Annotated in this window: 23 protein-coding genes and 1 pseudogene; 13 read left to right on the plus strand and 11 right to left on the minus strand. The window is 66.7% G+C overall.

Translation table 11 applies throughout. The features are described 5' to 3' along the window. Positions 1–358 precede the first annotated feature (358 nt). Complete coding sequence (locus tag NOW55_RS06835) at positions 359–1,126, plus strand: helix-turn-helix transcriptional regulator (RefSeq protein ID WP_256399358.1); 768 nt, start codon at positions 359–361, stop codon at positions 1,124–1,126. Between the two features lie 48 nt (positions 1,127–1,174). On the opposite strand, the gene NOW55_RS06840 is transcribed toward NOW55_RS06835, so the two are convergent. Continuing rightward, positions 1,175–1,468 carry an amphi-Trp domain-containing protein gene (locus NOW55_RS06840; RefSeq protein ID WP_256399359.1) on the minus strand — a complete coding sequence of 98 codons (294 nt, stop codon included), beginning with the start codon at positions 1,466–1,468 and terminating at the stop codon, positions 1,175–1,177. 130 nt (positions 1,469–1,598) lie between these two features. Here NOW55_RS06840 and NOW55_RS06845 point away from each other — a divergent pair, with 130 nt between their 5' ends. Continuing rightward, positions 1,599–1,769: a hypothetical protein gene (locus NOW55_RS06845; protein ID WP_390292698.1), complete on the plus strand. Its 171-nt coding sequence runs from the start codon at positions 1,599–1,601 to the stop codon at positions 1,767–1,769. Between the two features lie 105 nt (positions 1,770–1,874). On the opposite strand, the gene NOW55_RS20940 is transcribed toward NOW55_RS06845, so the two are convergent. From NOW55_RS20940 to NOW55_RS06860, 4 genes and pseudogenes are all read right to left on the minus strand, one after another. Next, positions 1,875–2,012, minus strand: a complete 138-nt coding sequence (locus NOW55_RS20940; protein ID WP_438266572.1) for a DUF7837 family putative zinc-binding protein — start codon at positions 2,010–2,012, stop codon at positions 1,875–1,877. A 512-nt stretch (positions 2,013–2,524) separates the two neighbouring features. Then, positions 2,525–3,160: pseudogene (locus tag NOW55_RS06850) on the minus strand (citrate/2-methylcitrate synthase); the annotation flags it as partial. Between the two features lie 40 nt (positions 3,161–3,200). Further along, on the minus strand, positions 3,201–4,610 hold the full coding sequence (locus tag NOW55_RS06855) for a sodium-dependent transporter (RefSeq protein ID WP_256399361.1): 1,410 nt from the start codon (positions 4,608–4,610) through the stop codon (positions 3,201–3,203). Positions 4,611–4,939: 329 nt separating this feature from the next. Beyond that, positions 4,940–5,272, minus strand: coding sequence for a DUF5789 family protein (locus NOW55_RS06860; protein ID WP_256399362.1), 333 nt, complete (start codon positions 5,270–5,272; stop codon positions 4,940–4,942). 193 nt (positions 5,273–5,465) lie between these two features. Between NOW55_RS06860 and NOW55_RS06865 the strand changes: the two genes are divergently transcribed. Then, positions 5,466–5,735 (plus strand): HalOD1 output domain-containing protein, encoded by a 270-nt coding sequence (locus tag NOW55_RS06865; protein WP_256399363.1) that lies wholly within the window; start codon positions 5,466–5,468, stop codon positions 5,733–5,735. A 141-nt stretch (positions 5,736–5,876) separates the two neighbouring features. On the opposite strand, the gene NOW55_RS06870 is transcribed toward NOW55_RS06865, so the two are convergent. Next, positions 5,877–6,701: an undecaprenyl-diphosphate phosphatase gene (locus tag NOW55_RS06870; protein WP_256399364.1), complete on the minus strand. Its 825-nt coding sequence runs from the start codon at positions 6,699–6,701 to the stop codon at positions 5,877–5,879. Positions 6,702–6,851: 150 nt separating this feature from the next. Here NOW55_RS06870 and NOW55_RS06875 point away from each other — a divergent pair, with 150 nt between their 5' ends. Together NOW55_RS06875 and NOW55_RS06880 are read left to right on the plus strand one after the other, a co-directional pair. Then, entirely contained in the window at positions 6,852–7,634 is a 783-nt protein-coding gene (locus NOW55_RS06875) for a methionyl-tRNA formyltransferase (RefSeq protein ID WP_256399365.1), read from the plus strand. 257 nt (positions 7,635–7,891) lie between these two features. After that, positions 7,892–8,287, plus strand: a complete 396-nt coding sequence (locus NOW55_RS06880; RefSeq protein WP_256399366.1) for a DUF4870 domain-containing protein — start codon at positions 7,892–7,894, stop codon at positions 8,285–8,287. Between the two features lie 323 nt (positions 8,288–8,610). On the opposite strand, the gene NOW55_RS06885 is transcribed toward NOW55_RS06880, so the two are convergent. After that, positions 8,611–9,111 carry a DUF8154 family protein gene (locus NOW55_RS06885; protein WP_256399367.1) on the minus strand — a complete coding sequence of 167 codons (501 nt, stop codon included), beginning with the start codon at positions 9,109–9,111 and terminating at the stop codon, positions 8,611–8,613. A 3-nt stretch (positions 9,112–9,114) separates the two neighbouring features. After that, complete coding sequence (locus NOW55_RS06890) at positions 9,115–9,798, minus strand: nucleotidyltransferase domain-containing protein (protein ID WP_256399368.1); 684 nt, start codon at positions 9,796–9,798, stop codon at positions 9,115–9,117. Positions 9,799–9,916: 118 nt separating this feature from the next. Between NOW55_RS06890 and NOW55_RS06895 the strand changes: the two genes are divergently transcribed. Beyond that, positions 9,917–10,873 (plus strand): oxidoreductase, encoded by a 957-nt coding sequence (locus NOW55_RS06895; RefSeq protein ID WP_256399369.1) that lies wholly within the window; start codon positions 9,917–9,919, stop codon positions 10,871–10,873. Positions 10,874–10,880: 7 nt separating this feature from the next. Here the strand turns inward: NOW55_RS06895 and NOW55_RS06900 are convergent, their stop codons facing one another. Continuing rightward, a complete protein-coding gene (locus NOW55_RS06900) occupies positions 10,881–11,072 on the minus strand; it encodes a DUF1328 domain-containing protein (protein ID WP_368407744.1) in 192 nt (63 codons plus the stop codon). Between the two features lie 181 nt (positions 11,073–11,253). Here NOW55_RS06900 and NOW55_RS06905 point away from each other — a divergent pair, with 181 nt between their 5' ends. The 7 genes from NOW55_RS06905 (at position 11,254) to NOW55_RS06935 (ending at position 18,684) form a co-directional block, all read left to right on the plus strand. Beyond that, positions 11,254–11,928: a helix-turn-helix domain-containing protein gene (locus NOW55_RS06905; RefSeq protein WP_256399371.1), complete on the plus strand. Its 675-nt coding sequence runs from the start codon at positions 11,254–11,256 to the stop codon at positions 11,926–11,928. A gap of 70 nt (positions 11,929–11,998) precedes the next feature. Next, positions 11,999–13,309 carry an ABC transporter substrate-binding protein gene (locus tag NOW55_RS06910; protein ID WP_256399372.1) on the plus strand — a complete coding sequence of 437 codons (1,311 nt, stop codon included), beginning with the start codon at positions 11,999–12,001 and terminating at the stop codon, positions 13,307–13,309. A 19-nt stretch (positions 13,310–13,328) separates the two neighbouring features. Beyond that, complete coding sequence (locus tag NOW55_RS06915) at positions 13,329–14,237, plus strand: carbohydrate ABC transporter permease (protein ID WP_256399373.1); 909 nt, start codon at positions 13,329–13,331, stop codon at positions 14,235–14,237. After that, complete coding sequence (locus NOW55_RS06920; RefSeq protein WP_256399374.1) at positions 14,237–15,112, plus strand: carbohydrate ABC transporter permease; 876 nt, start codon at positions 14,237–14,239, stop codon at positions 15,110–15,112. The genes NOW55_RS06915 and NOW55_RS06920 overlap by 1 nt, the downstream gene beginning before the upstream one ends. Next, positions 15,112–16,242 carry an ABC transporter ATP-binding protein gene (locus tag NOW55_RS06925; protein ID WP_256399375.1) on the plus strand — a complete coding sequence of 377 codons (1,131 nt, stop codon included), beginning with the start codon at positions 15,112–15,114 and terminating at the stop codon, positions 16,240–16,242. Before NOW55_RS06920 ends, NOW55_RS06925 begins: the two co-directional genes overlap by 1 nt. A gap of 40 nt (positions 16,243–16,282) precedes the next feature. Next, positions 16,283–17,611 (plus strand): CaiB/BaiF CoA transferase family protein, encoded by a 1,329-nt coding sequence (locus NOW55_RS06930; RefSeq protein ID WP_256399376.1) that lies wholly within the window; start codon positions 16,283–16,285, stop codon positions 17,609–17,611. Beyond that, a complete protein-coding gene (locus NOW55_RS06935) occupies positions 17,608–18,684 on the plus strand; it encodes a LeuA family protein (RefSeq protein ID WP_256399377.1) in 1,077 nt (358 codons plus the stop codon). The genes NOW55_RS06930 and NOW55_RS06935 overlap by 4 nt, the downstream gene beginning before the upstream one ends. 111 nt (positions 18,685–18,795) lie before the next feature. On the opposite strand, the gene NOW55_RS06940 is transcribed toward NOW55_RS06935, so the two are convergent. Continuing rightward, positions 18,796–19,128, minus strand: a complete 333-nt coding sequence (locus NOW55_RS06940) for a hypothetical protein (RefSeq protein ID WP_256399378.1) — start codon at positions 19,126–19,128, stop codon at positions 18,796–18,798. 255 nt (positions 19,129–19,383) lie between these two features. Beyond that, entirely contained in the window at positions 19,384–20,628 is a 1,245-nt protein-coding gene (locus tag NOW55_RS06945; protein ID WP_256399379.1) for an inorganic phosphate transporter, read from the minus strand. Positions 20,629–20,719 lie beyond the last annotated feature (91 nt).

Below are 20,719 nucleotides of genomic sequence, written 5' to 3' on the forward strand. Positions count from 1 at the left end.
CGATTATAGGCATTCGTTGAGACGATGATTCACCCCGTGAGAATCTGTCCAGGCTTGAAACAATTTGACCGCCGACACCTGCAATGTGGGCACCATCCCTCCGTGTCAGCTTGCTTCGACTGTCTCTCCCGCGAGCCGGTTTATGGCTCCCTGCTGGGGCGAGGGAACACAGTTCTCCCTCGGAGATTCTCGATGTCCTGTGAGAGACCCAAGCCCGATGGTACCGGCCCAGACCACGCTCGGACGAACCACGGATATAGCAATCGATGAATTGACGTCTCTCCGGTGAACTGCCTGTTCACCGCTGAACAGCAGGGCGGGTGTGAAACACTAAATCGATTGCCCGAAGACGTATCCCATGGACGAATCGGAATCCGACGCAGCCATCTCCCTCCTCCGGCGACGACCGGTTCTCTCGGCCTGCTCCGGATCGGCGGTGACGAGACGCCAGCTCACCGAAACCACGGGCATCTCCAGAGCCACGGTGTACCGGGCAACGGTCGCCCTCGAGGAACGGGGGGTGCTGGAAAGGGCCGACGGTGGCTACCGGACGACCGCACGCGGCGAGGCGCTCCTGGCCTCGAGTGACCACTTCCTGACGGCCATCGACACGGTAGATCGGATCGTACCGCTCCTCGAACTCGTCGACCATCCCGACCTGACCAGGAACGCACATCTGCTCGGAGACGCCGAAGTCACCGTCGCCGATGCGTCGAATCCCTACCGCGTCGTCGACCGCGTCACCGAGCGCTTCGAGGAAACGACGCGCTCTCGCGGTACCATCGCTAGCCCAACCGCGTCCGAGGCGATGAGTCGGGCAAGCCACAGCCTGGCGGACAAAGAACACATCGAGCGAATATTCACAGCCAGCGCGTTAGAGACTCACGAGACGGTCAGCGGGGACGAGTTTCGTGATGTCATCACGGCCGACTCACTCTCCATCTACGTCGCCGACGACGAGGCGGTCCCGTTCTCGTTTGCCATCGACGACGATGACGTCACCATCGTCGGCCACGATCCCGCAACAGGGCTTCCGACTGTCCACGTGGAATCGGATCGACCCGCCGCGCGAACGTGGCTCGAAGGGGTCTACGAGGAGTGCCGTGGGAAGGCGAGACCGATGTAATATCCCAACGGTGGTCGGGATTCCCGCGTCTTCAGGCGCGGGAGGCTGTCATTCGTCCGCCGATACCGGTTCGCCGTCTTCCATCTGCCATTCGAGTTCGACTTCGAACTCGGCCTCGTCGTCGGTCACCTCGTACTCGACCTCCAGCTCGAAGCGCTCTGGAACCGCCACCGTGAAGCCGTTCTCTCCTCCGATGTCGATCGTCCCGTTCTCGACACCATCAGCGACCTCACGGAGTATTCCCGCACCGTCCGCCCGACTCATCACCCGCTCACCTTCACGTTCCGTCTCGCCATCTGTCGATTCCGCTTCGGTCTCGGATTCTTGTTCGTCGTTTCCCATACCTATCCTACGACGGCTGCCAATAAAATATCTCGGCCTCCCTGTTTCACAGTATGACCGACGGTGGTCACGATTTCCATCGAGGCACTACCGGGAGGGTCCTTATTGGAACGTTCAGTACAGATCGTTCATGGATACACTGACCGAAAAGGGGCTGGTGGAGAAACACCGCCGGACAAACGTCTCTACAGTAATAAAGCGCGATCAGCGCGAACTCGAAGCCCGCCGTGATCGGGAACGCCAGTACGTCAAACTACAACTCGTACCGAGCGACATCACGACAACCGCATTCGTGACATGAATCCTGTGCCTTGTCTAAACTGGTCCCGCAAGATCGACACTCCAGGAGTTCCGTCGTATCGGTCGAGGTCGGAGAGAGCCGCTTTAGCATTCGTAACATAGTGAATTACTGTGGGTCGACGACATCCCGACACTCGGGACATTCAGCCCAGACACCGCCTGCATACTCTATCAGGGTCTGATGAGACAGAATCTCACAACCGCAGTGCGGGCAGTCACCGAGGTACGGGTCCTTGGTGCTCATATGGGTGGGAGAGCGTGTGACTGAGGACGCAGTGCTCTCTGTTTCTCTCTAAGAGGACAGGCCCATATATACCTCAGTGAACCACGGTGAAAGTGGAAACGGAGGGTAGTGGGCTGGTTCAGGTAGAAGATGGATGAACCACATTCTGTACTGTGTTGAGAGATCCAGCCTCCCAGTACACCGGGGCACGGTAGGGGTGGGATTCGAACCGCACGAGACTCCGAAAACGGAGTCTCCGTCCCCCCGGGGAATTCCGAGTACCTGGTGGACGGTGCCCTTGCCAGCGGGCGACCCTACCACACCACATCTCATGAGGGGACACCTAATTGATAGTAGGTTCCTTCGCCCCGCTAGAATCGACCTAACAGCCTGAGCGGTATCTCCAGCAGAGGAATCCAACAGCGCTTCTGCGTTCGAGCCCCTACGGGGCTTCCTCGAATATTCACACGAGGCAGGGCTCACCCAACTGACAGTCCACGGATGCGTTGGATGAAGGCAGCGGGCTGTTGATTTCATTCGTCGCTCCATGCCCGGTCGCGGTCACCGGTGTACACCGACATCGGTCGAACCATCTTGTTGTCCGCCAGCTGTTCCAGACAGTGGGCTGTCCAGCCACCGACCCGCGAGACGGCAAAGGTGGGCGTGAACAGCGCTCGTGGAACGCCGACGCCATACAGTAATGCGGCTGTGTAGAACTCGACGTTCGTTTCGAGGGGGCGGTCGGGTTTGTGTTCCGCCAGCAGGTCGACGGCGACCGACTCGAATTCGCGAACGGTATCGAAGAACGCCTCGTCCTCGGAGTTCGTGTAGAAGCGCTCGGCCGCCGTCGAGAGGACTGCAGCACGTGGGTCCCGCGTCCGATACACACGGTGGCCGAAGCCCATGAGGCGCTCGCCGGACGCCAGGGTCTCCCGCACGTACCCTTCCGGGTCGCCCGACTCGTGGACTGAACGAAGCATCTCCAGTACGGGCCCAGGCGCGCCGCCGTGCAGCGGGCCCTTGAGCGACCCCACGGCACCCGTCACACCGGAGACGAGGTCCGACTCCGTGGACACGATCGACCGCGCGACGAACGAGGACGCGTTCAGCCCGTGGTTGACGACCGTGTTCAGGTAGGTTTCGAGCCCCCTGACGGCCAAAGGGTCTGGCCCCACTACTGTCCGTCCCGCTGCGACGACGGTGCTCCCGTCAGCGCCGCGGCGGGTCGGCCAACCGCTCGCCGAGCCACCGGCCGACGGCGGCGAACACGAGGAGGGCTGCGGCCGCGACCCCCACTCCGAGCGCCCCCGGACGGGTGTTCTCGACGAGGAGTCGCCACGCGGGTCGTGCGACCCCCGCCGCCCGTGCGGCGACCACGGCGACGAGCACGGCGGGGATGAGGTACTGGACCAGCCAGTACAGGCGGCCGAGTTCGCCTCGCACGTCCTCGAAGTCGGCGACCCAGACGAAGACGGACACGAGGAGCAGCGCCGACACCGGGAGCGCGAACACCCCGACCGACTCGTCGATCAGGTCCAGCACGGGTCTGCCGGCGACGGCGAGCCGGACCGGGCTGTAGCTCAGCGCCGAGGGAACCCCGGCGACGAACACCCCGGCCGTGAGCACCAGCGTGGCGCGGGGCCGGGAGAGGCTGGTGGTGTTCTCGGCGGCGGCGACCCCGACCTCCAGCAGCGCCACCGACGACGACAGCGCGGCGAAGAAGAGCAGCCCGAAGAAGGCGACGGCGACGACCCGCCCGAACGGCATCGTCGCGAACGCCGTCGGCAGCGTCGTGAACGCGAGCTCCGTCCCGAGGGTCGGTTCGAGGCCGAAGCTGAAGACGATGGGGAAGATGACGAGCCCGGCGACGATGGCGGCGGCGACGTCGGCGACCGTGATGAGCGCCGACGACTCCAGGAGGTCGGTCCCCTCGTCGACGTAGCTGCCGTACGTGAGCATGACGCCCTGTCCGACCGACATCGAGAAGAACACCTGCCCGAACGCCGCACTCCAGAGACCGAGGTCGGTGAGCACGGAGAAGCGCGGCGTGAACAGGAAGGCTGCGGCCTGCCCCCACTCCGCGAGCGTCGCGGCGTAGAGCGCGAGCGCGACCAGCAGCACGAACACCGTCGGCATGACGACCGTCGCCATCCGCTCGATGCCGCCCCGGACGCCACGCGAGACGACGGCTCCCGTGACGGCGGTCGCGACGACGAAGGAGGCGACCGGGAACCAGCCGTCGGTGAACGTCGCGAACGTCGTCTCCGAGCCCGCGCCCCAGGAGACGAAGAAGCCGAGCACCCAGCCGGTCAGCACCAGGTAGTAGCTCAGGATGAGCAGGACGCCACCGAGGACGAGCCACCCCAGGGCGGTGTAGCTCGTGTCGACGCTCCGGAACGCCGACACGACGTCGGTCCGCAGCCGTCGCCCGATGGCGAGTTCGAGCACGAGCATCGGGACCGCACAGATGACGGCCGCGAGCAGGTAGGGGACGAGGTACGCGCCGCCCCCGTTCTGCCCGACGACCGCCGAGAAGCGCCAGATGTTCCCGAGTCCGACGGCCGCACCGACGGTCGCGAGAACGAACCCCGTCCGGGAGGACCATCGTGCGCCAGCCATACCCCGACCGTGGTTCCGCCGGCGCAATAAACGCACCTACGGAGCGCTCCCGACCCACCCGGTCGCTGTCACTCGACGTCGAGCGACCGGCCGCACTCCGGACACTCCTCGTCGACGATGGTCACCTGCGCGTCGCAGTCGGGACAGAACTCGCGGTAGCAGGCTCGGTCGCCCATAGTCGACACCAGGAGCCCCATCGTCAAAACCGTACTCCCGAGTGGCGGCCGTAGACGATGGTGTCCGTGACCGGGATGCGGACTGCAGAGGAGCCACGGTCCTACGCTGGGGGTGGGCGGCCAGCCGGACGGGAGCTGAGTGGGCCGCATTCCCTACCGGTGTACCAATCCCAGTATCCGACTTCGAACGTCATCGGCGGAGACGAACGTCTGGTCGTCAGTCCTGGCGAGTACTCCTTCGAGGGCTCTCGTCCCCTGCTGCGTTTCGATCTCGTAGTCGCCACAGGCCGCGACTAGCTCGTTCGTCGTGAGTGGGTACTCCTGGCTCTCGAGTGCTGCATCAAGTTCACCGAGCTGGCTTGCAGGGTCGCCGGGCATCGCCCGGTCTTCATGGGTGCGGTCGCGTACTTCCTCTGACTTCCGCTCTCGTTGGCGTGGCTCTTCGTCCTCCGGTTTCTCGTCTCGGCCCTGGTTGTCATCCGCCATCCATCGTCGTTGGCACGCGAAGCGGATAACGGTGTGGTCGGTCCCCGGTGTTCCCATCCTGAAACCGGATCGAACGGCCCAGCCGTGGTGGGTTCGGTGACTGAAACGAGCAGTGCGAGCCGGCGACCGGACGGAACTACCGGGACACATACCGGTAATAACGGGTTTGCTACCCCCTGTCAAATTGGCGTGTGTGCCACATTCGAAGGAATTCTACTACGAGCCGGAGGAGGGCGAAGCGCTCAGTACAGAGGTCGTAACGGCGATTGCGAGGGCTCACGACGAGGATGTGATCGAGCAGGAGTGGCTCATCAGTGAGGACATCAACACGGACGCACTCGACGGGCTCTTCCAGGAACGCAATCTCGATATGACCCTCCAGTTCGATGCCGACGGGACGACGGTGACCATCATCGCCGACCGGAGTGGGAACCCCCGCATCAAAATCGAATCCCACCGATAGGTACGCCGTTCGACACCGATAGGTACGCCGCTCGACCGAGTTGATGAGTGCCAGCCCGCGCTGGAAGACGAAGCGGACGAGCCAGTGTTCCGTCCCCGAGGGCAGCATGGTCGTCCCTGACTCACGGGACGGACGGAGGCGCTACGCCAGCAGGATTGCCAGCCCGCCGCCGACCATCGCGAGCAGTCCGAGTCCGACGCAGATCCCCCAGAACGCGACACGGCGAACGACCCGCATCAGCGCGTCGATGGTGAGGTAGCCGACGACGGCGGCGGTCGCGAGCGCGAGGGCGGCGGCAGCCGGGTTCAGCGTCGGCAGGCCGCCGCCGTCGACCACGGCGAGCACGCCCGCGCCGAGCGCGGCCGGCACGCTCAGGAGGAAGGAGAGTCGGAACGACGCCTCGCCCTCGTAGCCCCGGAGCAACAGCGCGCTGACGGTCGTCCCGGAGCGGGAGACGCCGGGGAGGATGGCCAGCCCCTGGAGCGCCCCCACCAGCACGGCGTCGACGGCGGTGGGCGTCTCGCGGCGGCTCACCCCGCGGGATTCGGCGACGCGCTGGAGGATGCCCGTCGCGACGAGCAGCAGGCCGATGAGCGCGACGACTGCGCCGCCGGTGAGTTCGGAGACGAGCCCCTCGATGGCGAGGTAGGCCGCGATGCCGACGATGCCGGAGGCGAGCGTCGCCAGCACGAGGAAGGAGAGCGTGGCGGTCTCGTCGCGGAAGGGCTCGCCGGGCCGCAGTTCGGCCAGCGTCCAGCCCACCTCGGCGAGCGTGTCCCGGTAGTAGACCGTGGCGGCGAGTGCGGTGCCGACGTGGAGAAAGAGCGAGTACTGCAGCGCGACCTCGGGCTCGCTCCCGAGCGCGGTCAGCACGACCGTGACGTTGCCCTCGCTGGAGACGGGTAGCCACTCGAAGATGCCCTGGAGGACTCCGACGACGAGCGCGACGAGTACCTCCGAGTCCATACAGCGCCGTCCAGTCCGGCGATACAAAGCCCGTTCGGTTGCGTCTCTGCAGGGCCCGCCCACGAGCACGGGGACGGGCGTTCCGGCCGGTTGCTGGCCTGCGGTAGCTGCCACCTAGCTATGTGGGACGACTTCGTACTGGCTCGCACAATGATCGACGTCGCGTTCTTCGGGAGCCACCCGCTGGGGGAGGCCTGCCTCGAACGACTCCACGCTCACGAGGCGGTCTCGGTCCCCGTCGTCGTCACGTACCCTGAAGACGAGGAGCACTGGTGGGACGGCTCGGTCAACCGGCTCGCGCACGACCTCGGCCACGACGTGCTGCCCATCGCCGAGGAGCGGGACGTGCTCGACTACGAGTTCGACTACCTGCTCAGCGTCTACTACCCCAACATCCTCGGGCCGGAGCTGCTCGAACATCCCGACGAGGCCGCGATCAACCTCCATCAGGCCGAACTCCCGCGGTACCGGGGGAGCAACGTGTTCAGCCACTCCATACTGAACGCCCGCGAGGACGACCACTGGAAGCACGGCACCACGATGCACTTCATGGCCGAGCAGGTCGACGCGGGCGACATCATCGCCCGCAGGTTCGCCGAGATAACCGAGACCGACACCAGCCGGACGCTCTACGAGAAGGTCCGGGAGCGCTCCATCGAGCTGTTCGAGGAGATGCTGCCGAAGCTCGTCTCGGGCGAGGTCCTCGAGATGGGGACCCCCCAGTCCGAGTACGACGGGGAACGGTACTTCTACGCGAAGGACAGCCTCGACGGCGCGAAGGAGATACCCCTCGACGAACTCGTCGACGGCGACGAGAACGCGATCTACGACCGAATTCGAGCCCTCGACTTCCCGCCGTTCGAGCCGGCCCACACCCGCCTGGACGGCGAGAAGGTGTACCTGACGAAGACGAGCTACGGGTCGCCGTCGTGAGCTGGTCGACGCACCTGCTCGACGACGTCGGGTGGCCTGCCCGGGTCCACTGGCCAGTTCGCGGCGAACGCTCCCCGGGGCTGTCTCCTGGGGCGCTCTCGGCGTGCCGTCGCCCGCCCGTCGGCTGCCGGCACGGCTAGGCACCTAGAGTCGGGTGTGATGGTCCCACCCCCCTGACTGGTGGGCATGGCTGGAACCAGCCGACAGAGTGTGGAACCGTATCGTGTCGACCCGCGGCGGCCGGGGGGTGCCTGACGGTGGCGACCGACGAGCGGGGGACCTCGGACATCTCGACCACCACCGAGACGGGGCTCGAACCGAACGTCGCCGGGGCGGTCGCGTACCTGTTCGGGTTCGTCTCCGGCATCGCGATGCTGCTCATCGACGGCGACAACGAGTTCGTCCGCTTCCACGCGATCCAGAGCATCGCGTTCAACGTGGTCGTCGTCGCCGTCTACGTCGCCCTCGCGTTCGTCTCGCTGTTCCTGTCGTTCCTGCCGGTCGTCGGGGACCTGCTCTCGCTGCTCTTCACCCTCGTCTACCCTGTCGTCGGGTTCGTGGCGTTCGCGGGGTGGCTGTTCCTCATGTACAGGGCCTACGAGGGCGACCGGTTCGAACTGCCGGTGCTCGGCTCCATCGCGGCCTCGCAGTAGGCCGCGTCCGGGTCGCCCTCGTCGCGAGACCGCGAGGGCCTCGACCGTCGAACCGGCTAGTCGACGATGTCGAGTGGCCGACCGCAGTCGGGCACTCCTCGTCGACGATGGTGACCTGCGCGTCGCAGTCCGGACGGAACTCGCGGTCGCAGGCGCGCTCTCCCATGGCGGAGACGACGGTGGCCGGGCACGAACCGGTGTGGCCGGTCGCCGCGGTCGTGGCCACCGCGTCTCGCCGACAGCCTTGACTGCGTGCCGTCCCAAGCCCAGTTCAGAATGAGCAAGTGGACCGCGTCTGACGTGCCACGGAGTGGACCTAACTCCTATCTGGTCCGACAGCGGCACTCGTGGCGACGCCTGACGATGTTGGTACACCGTCTATGGACCCGGTTCGCTAATTCGAGCATCGTCAAAGCTCGTTCTCTGGTTGCTTTCCCGTCCTGATAGTACGTCTGGGCTCGGTTCTCTCTCCAGAGATCGTCCAATCGCGATGCGAGTTCCGTGCTGATGAAGCCGACTTCAGCACTCCGGTTGATGGCCGTTGTATGTGACTGTGGCGGGTTGCTGGGGTCCTGATGCCCTTCCTCGATCAGCCAGAACATGAACGTCTTTTCGATCGAGGTGAATGCGGCTTCGACGGTCAACGTGTAGTACCCAGCGTCGACTAACTGGTTGGCACCGGAGAGTGACCGACAGGCCTTCCGAAGCTGCACCAGCTCCGCAGACGATACGTCCAGTCCATCCTCGGATATCTGCCCACCGTGACGGAACGCGGTCTCTGCGTCGGTGAGTGCGGGCTCGATATCGTCCAGGGTGATCGGCATCGCTCAGGCGTCACCCCGTTCGTCCGCATACACTGCGGTTCGGACATCGGTCAATCTATCACTCCGTTCCAGTACGATTCCTTCGTCGAATATCTCCCGCAACTCCCCGCCGTGTGATGTGGCCGATTCTGTCGTCTCGACGAGCACTTCGAACTGGTACCGGTCTCCATCGAACCGTCGTTCTTCGAGATCTCTGGCAGTTCGTGACCCGATTCGGCGGCCGTACGTTCCGTCGCCCTCCACGATGAGCAAGAGGTCGATATCGCTCCCCCGGTCTGCAGTTCCGCGGGCGACGCTTCCGAAGAGGACGACGCCGACGACCTCGTCTACCGCTTCGGAGTGACCGACCCGGTTCGTGAGTTCTTCGAGGAACTCGTGGATCGGAGCTCGGAACTCTTCCTGTGGAACCGCGAAGATGGGGTCGGAACGCTCGATATGGTTCTGGTCGATCGCGATTCGAGCCGGTTTCCCATCGCTGATATCGAGGACGCCGAGCTGTTCGAGCAGCGCAATCGAGCGTGAGACCGTCGAGATATCGGAGCCTGTCCTGGCGGCTAACTCCTGCTGCGTGTACGCTTCGAATGGCTCGTTCACCAGATGATGGAGGATGTCTTGCATCGCCTGGTACCGGAAGACTCGCTCCTCCGGAAATGGAAAGTCCAACAGTACCGCCGTCTGTTCTTGCATATACTGCAAACACTTGCATAATGTGCAAAAGTATTTGGGTTGGGATTTCGAACCTTCACGCCGCTACAGTTCGCTCGCCGACAGCCTTGACTGCCTGCCGTCCCAAGCGGTGTCCAGTATGAGCAACTGGACTGCGGCGGACGTGCCGGACCAGTCGGGGCGGACGGTCGTCGTCACCGGGGCCAACAGCGGCCTCGGGCTGGAGGGGACGAGGCACTTCGCCGACGCCGGCGCGACGGTCGTGATGGCCTGTCGCAGCACGAGCAAGGGCGAGTCTGCCGCCGCCGCGGTGCGCCAGACCGTGCCCGACGCCGAGCTGGACGTGCGCGAGTGCGACCTCGCGGACCTCGACTCGGTGGCGTCGTTCGCCGCGGGCGTCGACGAGGAGTACGGCGCGGTCGACGTGCTCTGCAACAACGCCGGCGTGATGGCCATCCCGCGCTCCGAGACGACGGACGGCTTCGAGACGCAGTTCGGCGTCAACCACCTCGGGCACTTCGCGCTGACCGGCCACCTGCTCGGCGCGCTCCGGGCGAGCGACGGCGAGGCCCGCGTCGTCAGCCAGTCGAGCGGGCTCCACGAGCGCGGCGAGATGGAGTTCGACGACCTCCACGGCGAACACGGGTACGACAGGTGGGACGCCTACGCCCAGTCGAAGCTCGCGAACCTGCTCTTCGCGTACGAACTCGACCGCCGGCTCGACGCCGCGGGCATCGACGACGTGACCAGCGTCGGCTGCCACCCCGGCTACTCGTCGACGAACCTCCAGTACCGCGGCCCGGAGGCCAGCGGCTCGTGGCTCCGCCTTGCCGTGATGCGCGTCGCCAACGCCGTCGTGGGTCAGTCGCCGAGCGTCGGGTCGCTGCCGATGGTGTACGCGGCGACCCACCCGGGTATCGGGGGCGGCGAGTACGTCGGGCCGGGCGGCTTCATGAACATGCGCGGCGCTCCCGAGGTGCAGGCGTCGAACGACCGCTCGCACGACGAGGCGAGCGCACAGCGGCTCTGGGAGGTCTCCGAGGAGCTGACCGGGGTCACGTACGCGTTCGCGGAGCAGGCCGTCGCGGAGGGCTGAGCGCCGGTCAGAGCAGCAGCGAGAGGATGGCGAGCACGAGGAACACCAGGACGAGTATCCGCGCGATCTCCATGGTCATCCCCGCGATGCCGCGGGCACCGAGAACGGCGGCCACGATGGCGAGGATGAAAAAGAGGATCGCGAGTTCCAGTAGTCCGCCACCGAACTGCAGCGGGAGGCTCCCGAAGGTGCTACTCACAGCGGTCAAGTCGCCTAGAGACGGGAGCGCAGTCGTGAGTGGGTGCATCAGAGGTGACAGATGTCTCCCGGGCCCTTCGTTATGAACGCCGTACGGGAGAACGGTTGGATTAACGCCAGAAAGCGACCGTCGGCGCGGCAACGCGGGCAACGTTGATTATCGTTCATACGAAACCCCTCGTATGTACCGGGCCAAGCTCTACATCGACATCCAGACGGAGTGCGTGCTGAGCGAGGTCACGAACCGATGGAACACCTCCTTCACGGTCAAGCACGAGGAGGTCCTCGACGACGAACACATCGCGTTCGTCCTCGACGCGGGGGAGCGGGTGGACGAGTTCATGGCCGCGTTCGAGGCGTCGGACCAGGTGCCCGAGGTCGAGCGCGTCGACGACACCCACATCCAGCTCACGAAGCGGTCCTGCGGCGCGCTGCCCATCATCCGGAAGAACCACGGGATGATGCAGTGGTGGGACCGGGTCAGCGGCAGCCAGCGCACGTTCGACATCGTGGTGTTCCGCCGGGACGACCTGCGGAACATCGTCAGCGAGCTCCGCGAGATCGGCTCGGTGGAGCTCGCGCGCCTCACACCGTACCGGGCTCCCGAGGCGATGCTCTCGGACCGACAGGCGGAGGTCGTGGGGCTCGCCATCGAGGAGGGCTACTACGAGTGGCCGCGCGAGACCGACGCCGAGACGCTGGCGGCGGCCCTCGACATCACGCACTCGACGTTCCTCGAACACCTCCGCAAGGCCGAGTCCAGACTCCTGCGGAGCGCACTCGACGCCGGCGGCAGGCCCGGCGGCCCGCCGCCGGTCGAACGGGCTGCCGAGCCGGCCCAACCCGGGGTCAGGTAGCCGCCCCTATTTAAAGAGCCAACAAGTGAAGGGTGAACTGGCTCCCGCGCCCGATGTGGTATACAGTCACATGGCACGGGACCAATCGACCAGGCGGCAGCTGCTGACCGCGACCGGCGCAGCCACGACGGTCGCACTCGCGGGGTGCATCGGCTCACTGACCGGCGGATCGGGCGGCGGCGGCTCGAACGAGATCAAGTACCTCTCGGACCGGGGTGACTCGCGGGAGATCATCGACCAGATCATCACCGAGTTCGAGGACGAGTACGACTACACGGTCGACGTCACCTACACGTCGAAGGGGACCTCGACCGACGAGCAGCTCCAGCGGATGCGCGCGGCGGGGAACCCACCGGACATCATCTTCGACACGTCCGCCGACGCCTACCGCTACCAGCGCGACGGCAAGGCGGCGCAGGTGAGCGACGTCGTGCAGGGGACGGGCCTGCCCGACCCGGTGAACGTCGACGGCGAGTCCTACTTCGTCCCGACGATGGTCGAGCCGCTGATGGGCTGGTACCGCAACGACCTCTACCCGGAGAACCCGACGACGTGGGAGACCTGGCGGACAGAGGCCCAGCGCCTCACCGAGGAGGAGGACATCAACGGCTACGTCGTCCAGTCCGGCCAGACGAACAACGCGGACACGATGGTCACACAGACGCTGTGGCAGAACGACGTGAACATCTACGACGGCCCGGCCGACGACATCCAGGTCACCATCGACGACGACGAGAACCGTCAGGCAGCCGTCGAGACCTACGAGTGGCTCCAGACGATGTCGCAGTACGCGCCGAACGGCTCGGGCTGGGAGTGGGGCGACGCCATCGCCGCGCTCCAGCAGGAGAACGCCGCGGCCGCGATGAGCGTCGGCGGCCTGCCCATCCTCACCATCCAGGCGAACCGGCCCGACCTCGTCGAGAAGCTCTCGCCGACCGCGTTCCCCGTCCCCGACGGGAAGTCACAGGACAAGTGGTGGGCGTACATGGAGGGCCACGTCGTCTGGAACGACGGCGACGCCACGGAGGGCGCACGGCAGTTCGTGGACTTCTTCAGCAGCTCCTCGCGGTTCATGGACTTCATCCTCTCCGCGCCGCTGTTCCAGTTCCCGCCGACGCGGGAGGGGCTCGACAGCGAGGCGGTGCAGAACAACGAGACCATCCAGCAACACCCCGAGGTGATGGACCTCGTCCGCGACAACTGGGACGCGTTCACGACGGTGCTGGCGACCGGCCGCGACGGCGCGCCGAACATCGTCGCCGCCGACGCCTACGGCCAGCAGCTGTTCGGCCAGTCCGCCGACCAGCTGCTCGTCGGCGGCCGTTCCCCCGAGGAGACCGTCGACTGGGTCGCGAGCGAACTGCGGGGGCTGCAGGGTTGAACCCAGCCGTTCCGCTACAATGAGCACGTCGACCCTCAGACGGCCCTTCGCCGACCTCGACGAGCGGCGGCTCCTGCTCTGGCTGACGTTCCTCCCGCTCGTCGTGTTCTTCACGCTGGTGTGGGCCATCCCCATCCTGTACGCGCTCGGGATGAGCCTGTTCGAGGACCCGACGACCGCGCCGACGTTCGTCGGTCTCGGGAACTACGCCGCCATCCTGACCAGCGGTGACTTCGGGCTGTTCCTCTGGAACAGCGTGCTGTACGCGGTGTCGACGACCGTGTTCAGCCTCATCATCGGGCTGGCGCTCGCGCTCGTCGTCAACCAGGAGATCCGCGGCGGGAGCATCCTCCGGACGATGATGATCTTCCCGTACCTGCTGCCGACGCTCGTGGTCATCTTCATCTGGCAGTTCCTGTTCGACCCGAACATCGGCGTCATCAACCAGTGGCTCGTCGACTACGGCGTCGTCAGCGAGCCCATCGCCTTCTTCTCGACGGTCGAGTGGGCGATGCCCGCGGTCGCCATCACGAGCGTCTGGAAGTTCGGCTCGTTCGCGTTCTTCATCCTGCTCGCGAGACTGCAGGCCATCGACCCGAACCTCTACGAGCGCGCCCGCGTCGAGGGTGCCTCGCCCTGGCAGTCGTTCCGTGACATCACCGTCCCGCACCTACGGGGGGCCATCCTCATCATCCTGCTCGTCAGGGGCATCTGGATGTTCAACAAATTCGACATCATCTACCTCTCGACCGGTGGTGGCCCGCTGGACGCGACGACCACGCTCCCCATCCGGGTGTACGAGCTCGCGTTCAGCGAGGTGAACTTCGGTGCCGCGACCGCGCTCGCAGGCATCATGTTCTTCCTGCTCGCGGGGGTCGCCGTCGTCTACTTCAAGGTGTTCGAGCCGGAGAAGGAGGTGGCGCACTGATGCTGGGGCTCGGCGAGGGCGAAGCCGGCTCCATCGTCCCGCAGCACCTCCAGCGGCGCATCAAGCGCGTCTCGGTCGTCGTCGTCGCACTCGCGGTCGCCATCTTCGTCACCATCCCGGTGTACGTGATGGTGGCCGTGGCGGTGCAGGACCCCACGAACGTCTTCGCGGGCGGCGACGTCCACCTGCTCATCGACTCGGTGACGCTCCGGAACTTCGAGGTGCTGTTCGAGGAGACCGCCACGGTCCGGTACTTCACCAACAGCCTCATCGTCACCATCAGCTCGACCATCCTGTCGACGTCGCTCGCGGTCGCGGCCGGCTACGGCCTCACCCGCTTCGACTTCACCGGGAAGACCGTGGCGGCACGCGCGGTGCTGTTCTCGTACATGTTCAGCCCCATCGTGCTCGCCATCCCGCTGTACGTCATCTTCTACACGCTCGGCCTGCTCGACAGCTACTTCGCGCTGACGCTCGGCCTGACCGCCATCTCCGCGCCCTTCACCATCTGGCTCATGTGGCAGTACTTCCAGACGGTGCCCATCGCGCTGGAGGAGTCGGCCTGGGTGCGCGGCGCGAGCCGCACCCGGACGGTCTGGGACGTGGTGCTCCCGGTCGCGCGGCCGGGCTACATCTCCGCGGCCATCTTCTCCTTTGCGGTCGCGTGGAACGACTTCACCATGTCCCGCGTCGTCATGAGCAGCGACGAGATGTACACCATCACGGTCGGGGCGAGCCTGTTCCTCGACCGCGTCACCATCGGCTGGGGCGAGACGATGGCCGTCTCGCTGCTCATCTGCATCCCGCCGTTCCTCATCGCCGTCTTCCTCCAGAACTACCTGCTACAGGGCTTCAACGTCGGAGGGCTCGAATAATGGCACGTCCAATCCACTTCGATACGGTTCGCAAGGAGTACCGCACCGCCGGCGCGACCCACGTCGCCGTCGACGACCTCACGCTCTCCATCCCGGAGGGCTCGTTCACCACGCTCGTCGGCCCGTCCGGCTGTGGCAAGACGACCACGCTCCGGATGATCGCCGGGCTGGAGACGCCGACCTCGGGTCGCATCTCCTTCGGCGAGGAGGACGTGACCGACCAGTCGCCACAGGAGCGCAACTGCGCGATGGTGTTCCAGTCCATCGCGCTCTACCCGCACATGTCCGTCCGGGACAACATCGGCTACGGGCTGAAGGTCCAGGGTGTGCCGAAGGCCGAACGCGACGAGCGCATCGACGAGGCCGCCGAGACGCTCCAGATCACCGAACAGCTGGAGAAGATGCCCGCGGAGCTGTCGGGCGGCCAGCAACAGCGCGTCGCGCTCGGCTCGGCGTTCGTGCAGGACCCCGACGTACTGCTGCTCGACGAGCCGATGAGCGACCTCGACGCGAAGCTCAAGGCCGAGCTCCGGGTCGAGGTCCAGCGGCTCCACCAGGAGCTCGACGCGACCGTCGTCTACGTCACCCACGACCAGACGGAGGCGATGACGATGAGCGACCAGGTCATCCTGCTGAACAACGGCCGGCTCGAGCAGTTCGCACCCCCCGGAGAGCTGTTCGACGACCCCGTCTCGGCGTACGTCGCCGAGTTCATCGGCACGCCGTCGACGAACCTCCTGCCCGCGACGGTCGAACGGGGCGGCGAGACGCTCGTCCTCTCGGGCGATGGCTTCGCGGTCGCCGCCCCCGAGGACCAGTTCGGCGACCGCGTCGGCGAGGCCGTCTCGGTGGGCATCCGCCCGCAGTACCTCTCGCCCGACGGCGGCACCTACGAGCTGCGCATCGTCGCCGAGGTCGTCGAACAGCTCGGGACCGAGTTCGTCGTCCACGGCCACACACCCGACGGGACAGCCGTCGACGCCGTCTCCGACGCGTTCGGCGACGTCCAGCACGACGACGAACTCGTCGTCGGCTTCGAGCCCGGGGACCTGTTCGTCTTCGGGGCAGACGGGGGGACCATCTGTCACGGCGACGCGCTCCCGAGCGGGCCGCCCTCACAGCCCCAGTGACACGACCAGCACAGTCCACCACAACCGCCTCACTACCACGATGACGAAAGACACCACTCCCCCTGCAGAGAGCGCGTCGGCCGACGAACGACCACCACGGAACGAGCGTCGCCACAGTACAGACCAGTGTCCTGACAACCGCCTCCGCGCCGACGGCGGCCGCGTCGCCCCCGGCCTGCTGCCGGGCGGCGAGGGCCGTCCGCTGTCGGACGTGACGGTGCTCGAACTCGGGCACATCATCGCCGGGCCGTTCTGCTCGATGCTGCTGGCCGACCTCGGCGCGGAGGTCATCAAGGTCGAGTCGCCCGGCCGCGGCGACGCCGTCCGCGATTCGAGCCCCATCGGCAACAGCTCGTTCAACTACGTCAACCGGAACAAGCTCGGCGTCGCGCTCGACCTGAAATCCGAGGACGGCCGGGCCATCTTCTACGAGCTCGTCGAGGAGGCCGACGTGCTCGTCGAGAACTTCGCGGCCGGCACCGCGGACCGCCTCGGCGTCGGCTACGACGACTGCGCGGCGGTGAACGACGAGCTCGTCTACTGCTCCATCAAGGGGTTCAACCCGGGACCGTACGAGTCGTTCCCCGCGCTCGACCCCGTCGCGGAGGCGCTCTCGGGCGTGATGAGCGTGACGGGTCACCCCGGCCAGCCGCCGGTGCGCTCGGGCACCAGCCTCTCGGACATGGTCGCGTCGCTGTACGCCGCGGTGACCGTCCTCGGCGCGGTGCGCCAGCGCGACGCGACCGGCGAGGGCCAGCAGGTCACCGTCCCGCTGTTCGAGAGCACGGTCGCGCTGATGGGCTACTGGCTCGCCTACACCCAGGCGTACGACGACGTGCCCGAGCCGATGGGCGCGAGCCACCCCGGCTGGGCCCCCTACGACGTGTTCCAGTCCGCCGACGACGAGTGGGTGTTCGTCGGGCCGTCCTCGGACCGTGCCTGGCGGCGGTTCTGCGATGCGCTCGACCTCGACCTGGCCGACGACGAGCGGTTCGTCGAGCTCGCCGACCGACTCGACAACCGCGCGGAGCTACACGCCATCGTCGAGGCGACCTGCGCCGAGCTCCCGGCCGAGGAGATCGTCGCCCGGCTGCGGGAGGCGAGCGTCCCGGTCGCCCCGGTGAACGACACCCGCGACGTCTGTGCGGACCCGCACCTCCGCGAGACGGACGCGTTCGGCGAGGTCCGAGCGACCGAGGGCGACGGCGGCCGCATCGACACCCCCCGGTTCCCGGCGCGGGCGACAGGCTTCGACCGCGTCGAGTCGACCGACCCGCCCGAACTCGGCGAGGACACCGAACCGGTGCTCGAAGCGCTCGGCTACGACGGCGAGGCGGTCGAGCAACTCCGCGAGGAGGGCGTGATATGAAACTGCTCGACCTCACCCTGCGCGAGGGCGAACAGCGCCCGGGCGTCGAGTACACCGTCGACCAGAAGGTCGACGCGGTCCGCGAACTCGACGCGCTCGGCGTCGACTACGTGCAGATCGGCTTCCCCGTCGCCGACGACCGGACGAAGCGGGTCTGCGAGCGCGTCGACCTCGACGCGAAGACGACGGGCATCGCCCGCGCCGTCCCGGGCGACGTCGACGCCGCCATCGACGCGGGCGTCGACGCCGTCAACCTGTTCGCCCCGACGAGCGACCGCCAGCTCGAACACGTTCTCGGGAAGTCCCGCGAGGAGCTCCTCGACACCGTCGTCTCGGTCGCCGACCGCGCCCGTGACCACGGCGTCGAGGTCCACTTCGACGCGATGGACGGCTTCCGGACCGACCCCGGGGACCTCGACGCGCTGTTCGACGCCGTCGACGCAGAACTGTACACCCTCGCCGACACCGTCGGGGGCCGGACCCCGGCCGGGGTGGTCGACCACCTCGACGCGATGACGACCGACCCCGGGGCCCTCGGCGTGCACTTCCACGACGACCTCGGCGTCGCCACCGCGAACACGCTCGCGGCTGCCCGTCTCGGGGTCGCCCGCGCCGACGTCTCCGTCGCCGGCCTCGGCGAGCGCGCCGGAAACGCGGTGCTGGAGGAGGTCGTCGCCGCGGCCGTCGTCGGCGACGAGCCGTTCACCCTCGCCGTGGACGAGCGCCGGCTGCTCCCGACCGCACGAGCCGTCCTCGACGCGCTCGACGAGGACGTCGGGCCCGAGAAGGCGCTGCTCGGCGACGAGGTGTTCTCACACGAATCGGGCCTCCACACCGCCGCGATGCTCGACGACCCGGCGACGTTCGAGCCGTTCGACCCGGCCCGATTCGGCGGCCAGCGACGCCTCCTGTTCGGGAGCGCGACCGGAACGGGGGCGGCTCGGCGGCTGCTCGAACGCGCTGGTCGGGAACCGACCGAGGAGCGCGTCGCGGCGTTGCTCGACCGGCTCGACGACGTGGCGGAGGAGCTGTCGCTGGAGGAGGCGGTGGCGCTGGCCGGCGAGGTGGCGTGACCGGTTCGACCCGTTCGCCGTTCTCGTGGGCGGAACCCCTGCCCGGTGTCCCGCAACCTGCGCAGCTCGTCCTGCCGTGACACGAGTGCTGGGTCGGGGAGAGACGAACCACTACCCGCCGGTCGGTCCCTCGGTCGGTTCCTGCGCCGCGATGACGACCGTCGCGACCAGGAGTATCCCCACGACCGGGAAGATGACCATCCAGAGGACGGCCTGCCAGAGGCCGAGCAGGAGGAGGCCACACGCCCCGACAGCCGTTGGCAGGATGCGTCGAGAGACCACGCCAGCCGCCCCGAGGACTGCCAGCCCACCGAGTATCGCGAAGAACGCCAGCCGCGTCACCGTGTATCCGGGTTGCCCGAGAGAGCACGCCAACACACCGAGGAACCCGAGGATGGTCACGACGGTCAGCCCCTGCACGATGTACACGCGCCTGGCCGTCATACACCCCCTGATACAGCTCGAACGCCGATGAACCACGCCACGGCAGGACCGTGACACGAGGGGGTCTGGATAACGGCTGCAGTCGACGACCGGTCGATCACCGGCTCCTCGCACGACCCTCGGCAGGAGTGCCCTCGTCGGGTGTGACGTCGGAAACAGCGTGTGGTCCTCGTGGGGACGGCCGACACCACGTCGGGTGGCTCTCCCGGCGGTCCCGACCGACCGTCCAGTCCTCCGACGTGGGCTGAGCGGCGCCTACAGCAGGAACGCGAACACCGGGTAGGAGGCGGTGACGGCCAGCGAGGGCGTCAGGACCCACATCGTCACGATACGCTTGGCCGCCGATGCGTCGAAGAGACTTCGCTCGTCGAGATCGGCCGGCCCCTCCGAGCCGACCTCCGGGACGTCCGGTAGCTCCTCCGGCGTCTCAGGCGGTTCCTCGTGTCTGGCGATATCACCGATCGTCGGACTCGCAGGCGCCGCTTCGACGCGCGAGGTGACCAACGCGCCCGTCGCGACCTCCAGCTCCGGGCCTTCGGGCGTCGGCGTCGCCAGCTCGGCGAGTGTCGCCGCCCGACTGGCGCGCCCCCAGCCGAGCCCGATGATCGCGGACGTCGTGCTGACCGCGAGGCTCGCGGGAATCCCGAGGTACGACAGGATGGTGATGACCGTCCCTCCGACGACGGAGACGATCAGTGACGCGAGGATGGGGAGCTCCGTGATCTCGTCTCCGACCGTCTCCAGGGTGCGACGGGCGATGGTGAAGCTGCCCAACCCGAAGGCCCCCACGGCGAGCAGCACCCCCTGGTCGACGGTCAGGGCCCCGCCTTCCCCGACGAGCGGGGCCACGGCGTTCGCGGCGTTCGACGCCCCGGCGGAGAACGCCATGTAGCAGCCGATGACGACCACCGAGAGCGACCCGACGATGTCCTGTGCCGACGCGTTCGGGTTCACGTACGGGCGTGGAATCGTCCCCGAGCGGTCGAGCTGGATGAAGTGGAGGTCGAACTTCGTGAACGCGACGTAGCGGTCGAGATACGGGTAGAGGTAGCGCCCGACGACGAGCCCGATGGCCAGACTGATCAGCGGGGCGACGATCCAGGCGGAGATGATGACGAACATCAGTGCCTGATTGAGCGTCCCCGTCGCGAGGCCCAGTCCCACGATGGCGCCGACTGCCGTCATGGAGGTCGAGGCTGGAACGCCGTAGAGATTCGATATCAGTAGCGACAGCCCGGTGAAGAAGAGGACGGTGACGCCGGCGACCGGCGTGAACTGCGCTGCCGGGACGATACTACTGCTCATCGTGGCGATGACGTTTCGACCGACGGTCCAGGCTCCGAGGAAGCCGAAGCCCACGAACAGGGCCGCCGCGGTCGCCTTCCGAACGAGGCGTGACCCGACCGTCGGACCGAACGCCACGCCGGTCGACGACCCGCCGATGTTGAACCCGACGAATACGGCCACGAGGATACCTGCGACGCCTAGCAGTGACACCATCTTGTTGTACCTACCCCTCTCTCACTGTTGTCGGAAAGGTGTATCCGAGTTGGTCGAACTGGAGCGCGGCCAGCCACCGGACTGTGTGTCG

This window comes from Haloarchaeobius litoreus (assembly GCF_024495425.1).
Classification (GTDB): domain Archaea; phylum Halobacteriota; class Halobacteria; order Halobacteriales; family Natrialbaceae; genus Haloarchaeobius; species Haloarchaeobius litoreus.

What these genes read in the sequence shown, in the direction of transcription:
- NOW55_RS06835 (WP_256399358.1), top strand. Translation starts at nt 359, where the DNA reads ATGGACGAATCGGAATCCGACGCAGCCATCTCCCTCCTCCGGCGACGA.
- NOW55_RS06840 (WP_256399359.1), bottom strand. Translation starts at nt 1,468, where the DNA reads ATGGGAAACGACGAACAAGAATCCGAGACCGAAGCGGAATCGACAGAT.
- NOW55_RS06845 (WP_390292698.1), top strand. Translation starts at nt 1,599, where the DNA reads ATGGATACACTGACCGAAAAGGGGCTGGTGGAGAAACACCGCCGGACA.
- NOW55_RS20940 (WP_438266572.1), bottom strand. Translation starts at nt 2,012, where the DNA reads ATGAGCACCAAGGACCCGTACCTCGGTGACTGCCCGCACTGCGGTTGT.
- NOW55_RS06855 (WP_256399361.1), bottom strand. Translation starts at nt 4,610, where the DNA reads ATGGCTGGCGCACGATGGTCCTCCCGGACGGGGTTCGTTCTCGCGACC.
- NOW55_RS06860 (WP_256399362.1), bottom strand. Translation starts at nt 5,272, where the DNA reads ATGGCGGATGACAACCAGGGCCGAGACGAGAAACCGGAGGACGAAGAG.
- NOW55_RS06870 (WP_256399364.1), bottom strand. Translation starts at nt 6,701, where the DNA reads ATGGACTCGGAGGTACTCGTCGCGCTCGTCGTCGGAGTCCTCCAGGGC.
- NOW55_RS06875 (WP_256399365.1), top strand. Translation starts at nt 6,852, where the DNA reads ATGATCGACGTCGCGTTCTTCGGGAGCCACCCGCTGGGGGAGGCCTGC.
- NOW55_RS06885 (WP_256399367.1), bottom strand. Translation starts at nt 9,111, where the DNA reads ATGCCGATCACCCTGGACGATATCGAGCCCGCACTCACCGACGCAGAG.
- NOW55_RS06890 (WP_256399368.1), bottom strand. Translation starts at nt 9,798, where the DNA reads ATGCAAGAACAGACGGCGGTACTGTTGGACTTTCCATTTCCGGAGGAG.
- NOW55_RS06895 (WP_256399369.1), top strand. Translation starts at nt 9,917, where the DNA reads ATGAGCAACTGGACTGCGGCGGACGTGCCGGACCAGTCGGGGCGGACG.
- NOW55_RS06905 (WP_256399371.1), top strand. Translation starts at nt 11,254, where the DNA reads ATGTACCGGGCCAAGCTCTACATCGACATCCAGACGGAGTGCGTGCTG.
- NOW55_RS06910 (WP_256399372.1), top strand. Translation starts at nt 11,999, where the DNA reads ATGGCACGGGACCAATCGACCAGGCGGCAGCTGCTGACCGCGACCGGC.
- NOW55_RS06915 (WP_256399373.1), top strand. Translation starts at nt 13,329, where the DNA reads ATGAGCACGTCGACCCTCAGACGGCCCTTCGCCGACCTCGACGAGCGG.
- NOW55_RS06920 (WP_256399374.1), top strand. Translation starts at nt 14,237, where the DNA reads ATGCTGGGGCTCGGCGAGGGCGAAGCCGGCTCCATCGTCCCGCAGCAC.
- NOW55_RS06925 (WP_256399375.1), top strand. Translation starts at nt 15,112, where the DNA reads ATGGCACGTCCAATCCACTTCGATACGGTTCGCAAGGAGTACCGCACC.
- NOW55_RS06930 (WP_256399376.1), top strand. Translation starts at nt 16,283, where the DNA reads ATGACGAAAGACACCACTCCCCCTGCAGAGAGCGCGTCGGCCGACGAA.
- NOW55_RS06935 (WP_256399377.1), top strand. Translation starts at nt 17,608, where the DNA reads ATGAAACTGCTCGACCTCACCCTGCGCGAGGGCGAACAGCGCCCGGGC.
- NOW55_RS06940 (WP_256399378.1), bottom strand. Translation starts at nt 19,128, where the DNA reads ATGACGGCCAGGCGCGTGTACATCGTGCAGGGGCTGACCGTCGTGACC.
- NOW55_RS06945 (WP_256399379.1), bottom strand. Translation starts at nt 20,628, where the DNA reads ATGGTGTCACTGCTAGGCGTCGCAGGTATCCTCGTGGCCGTATTCGTC.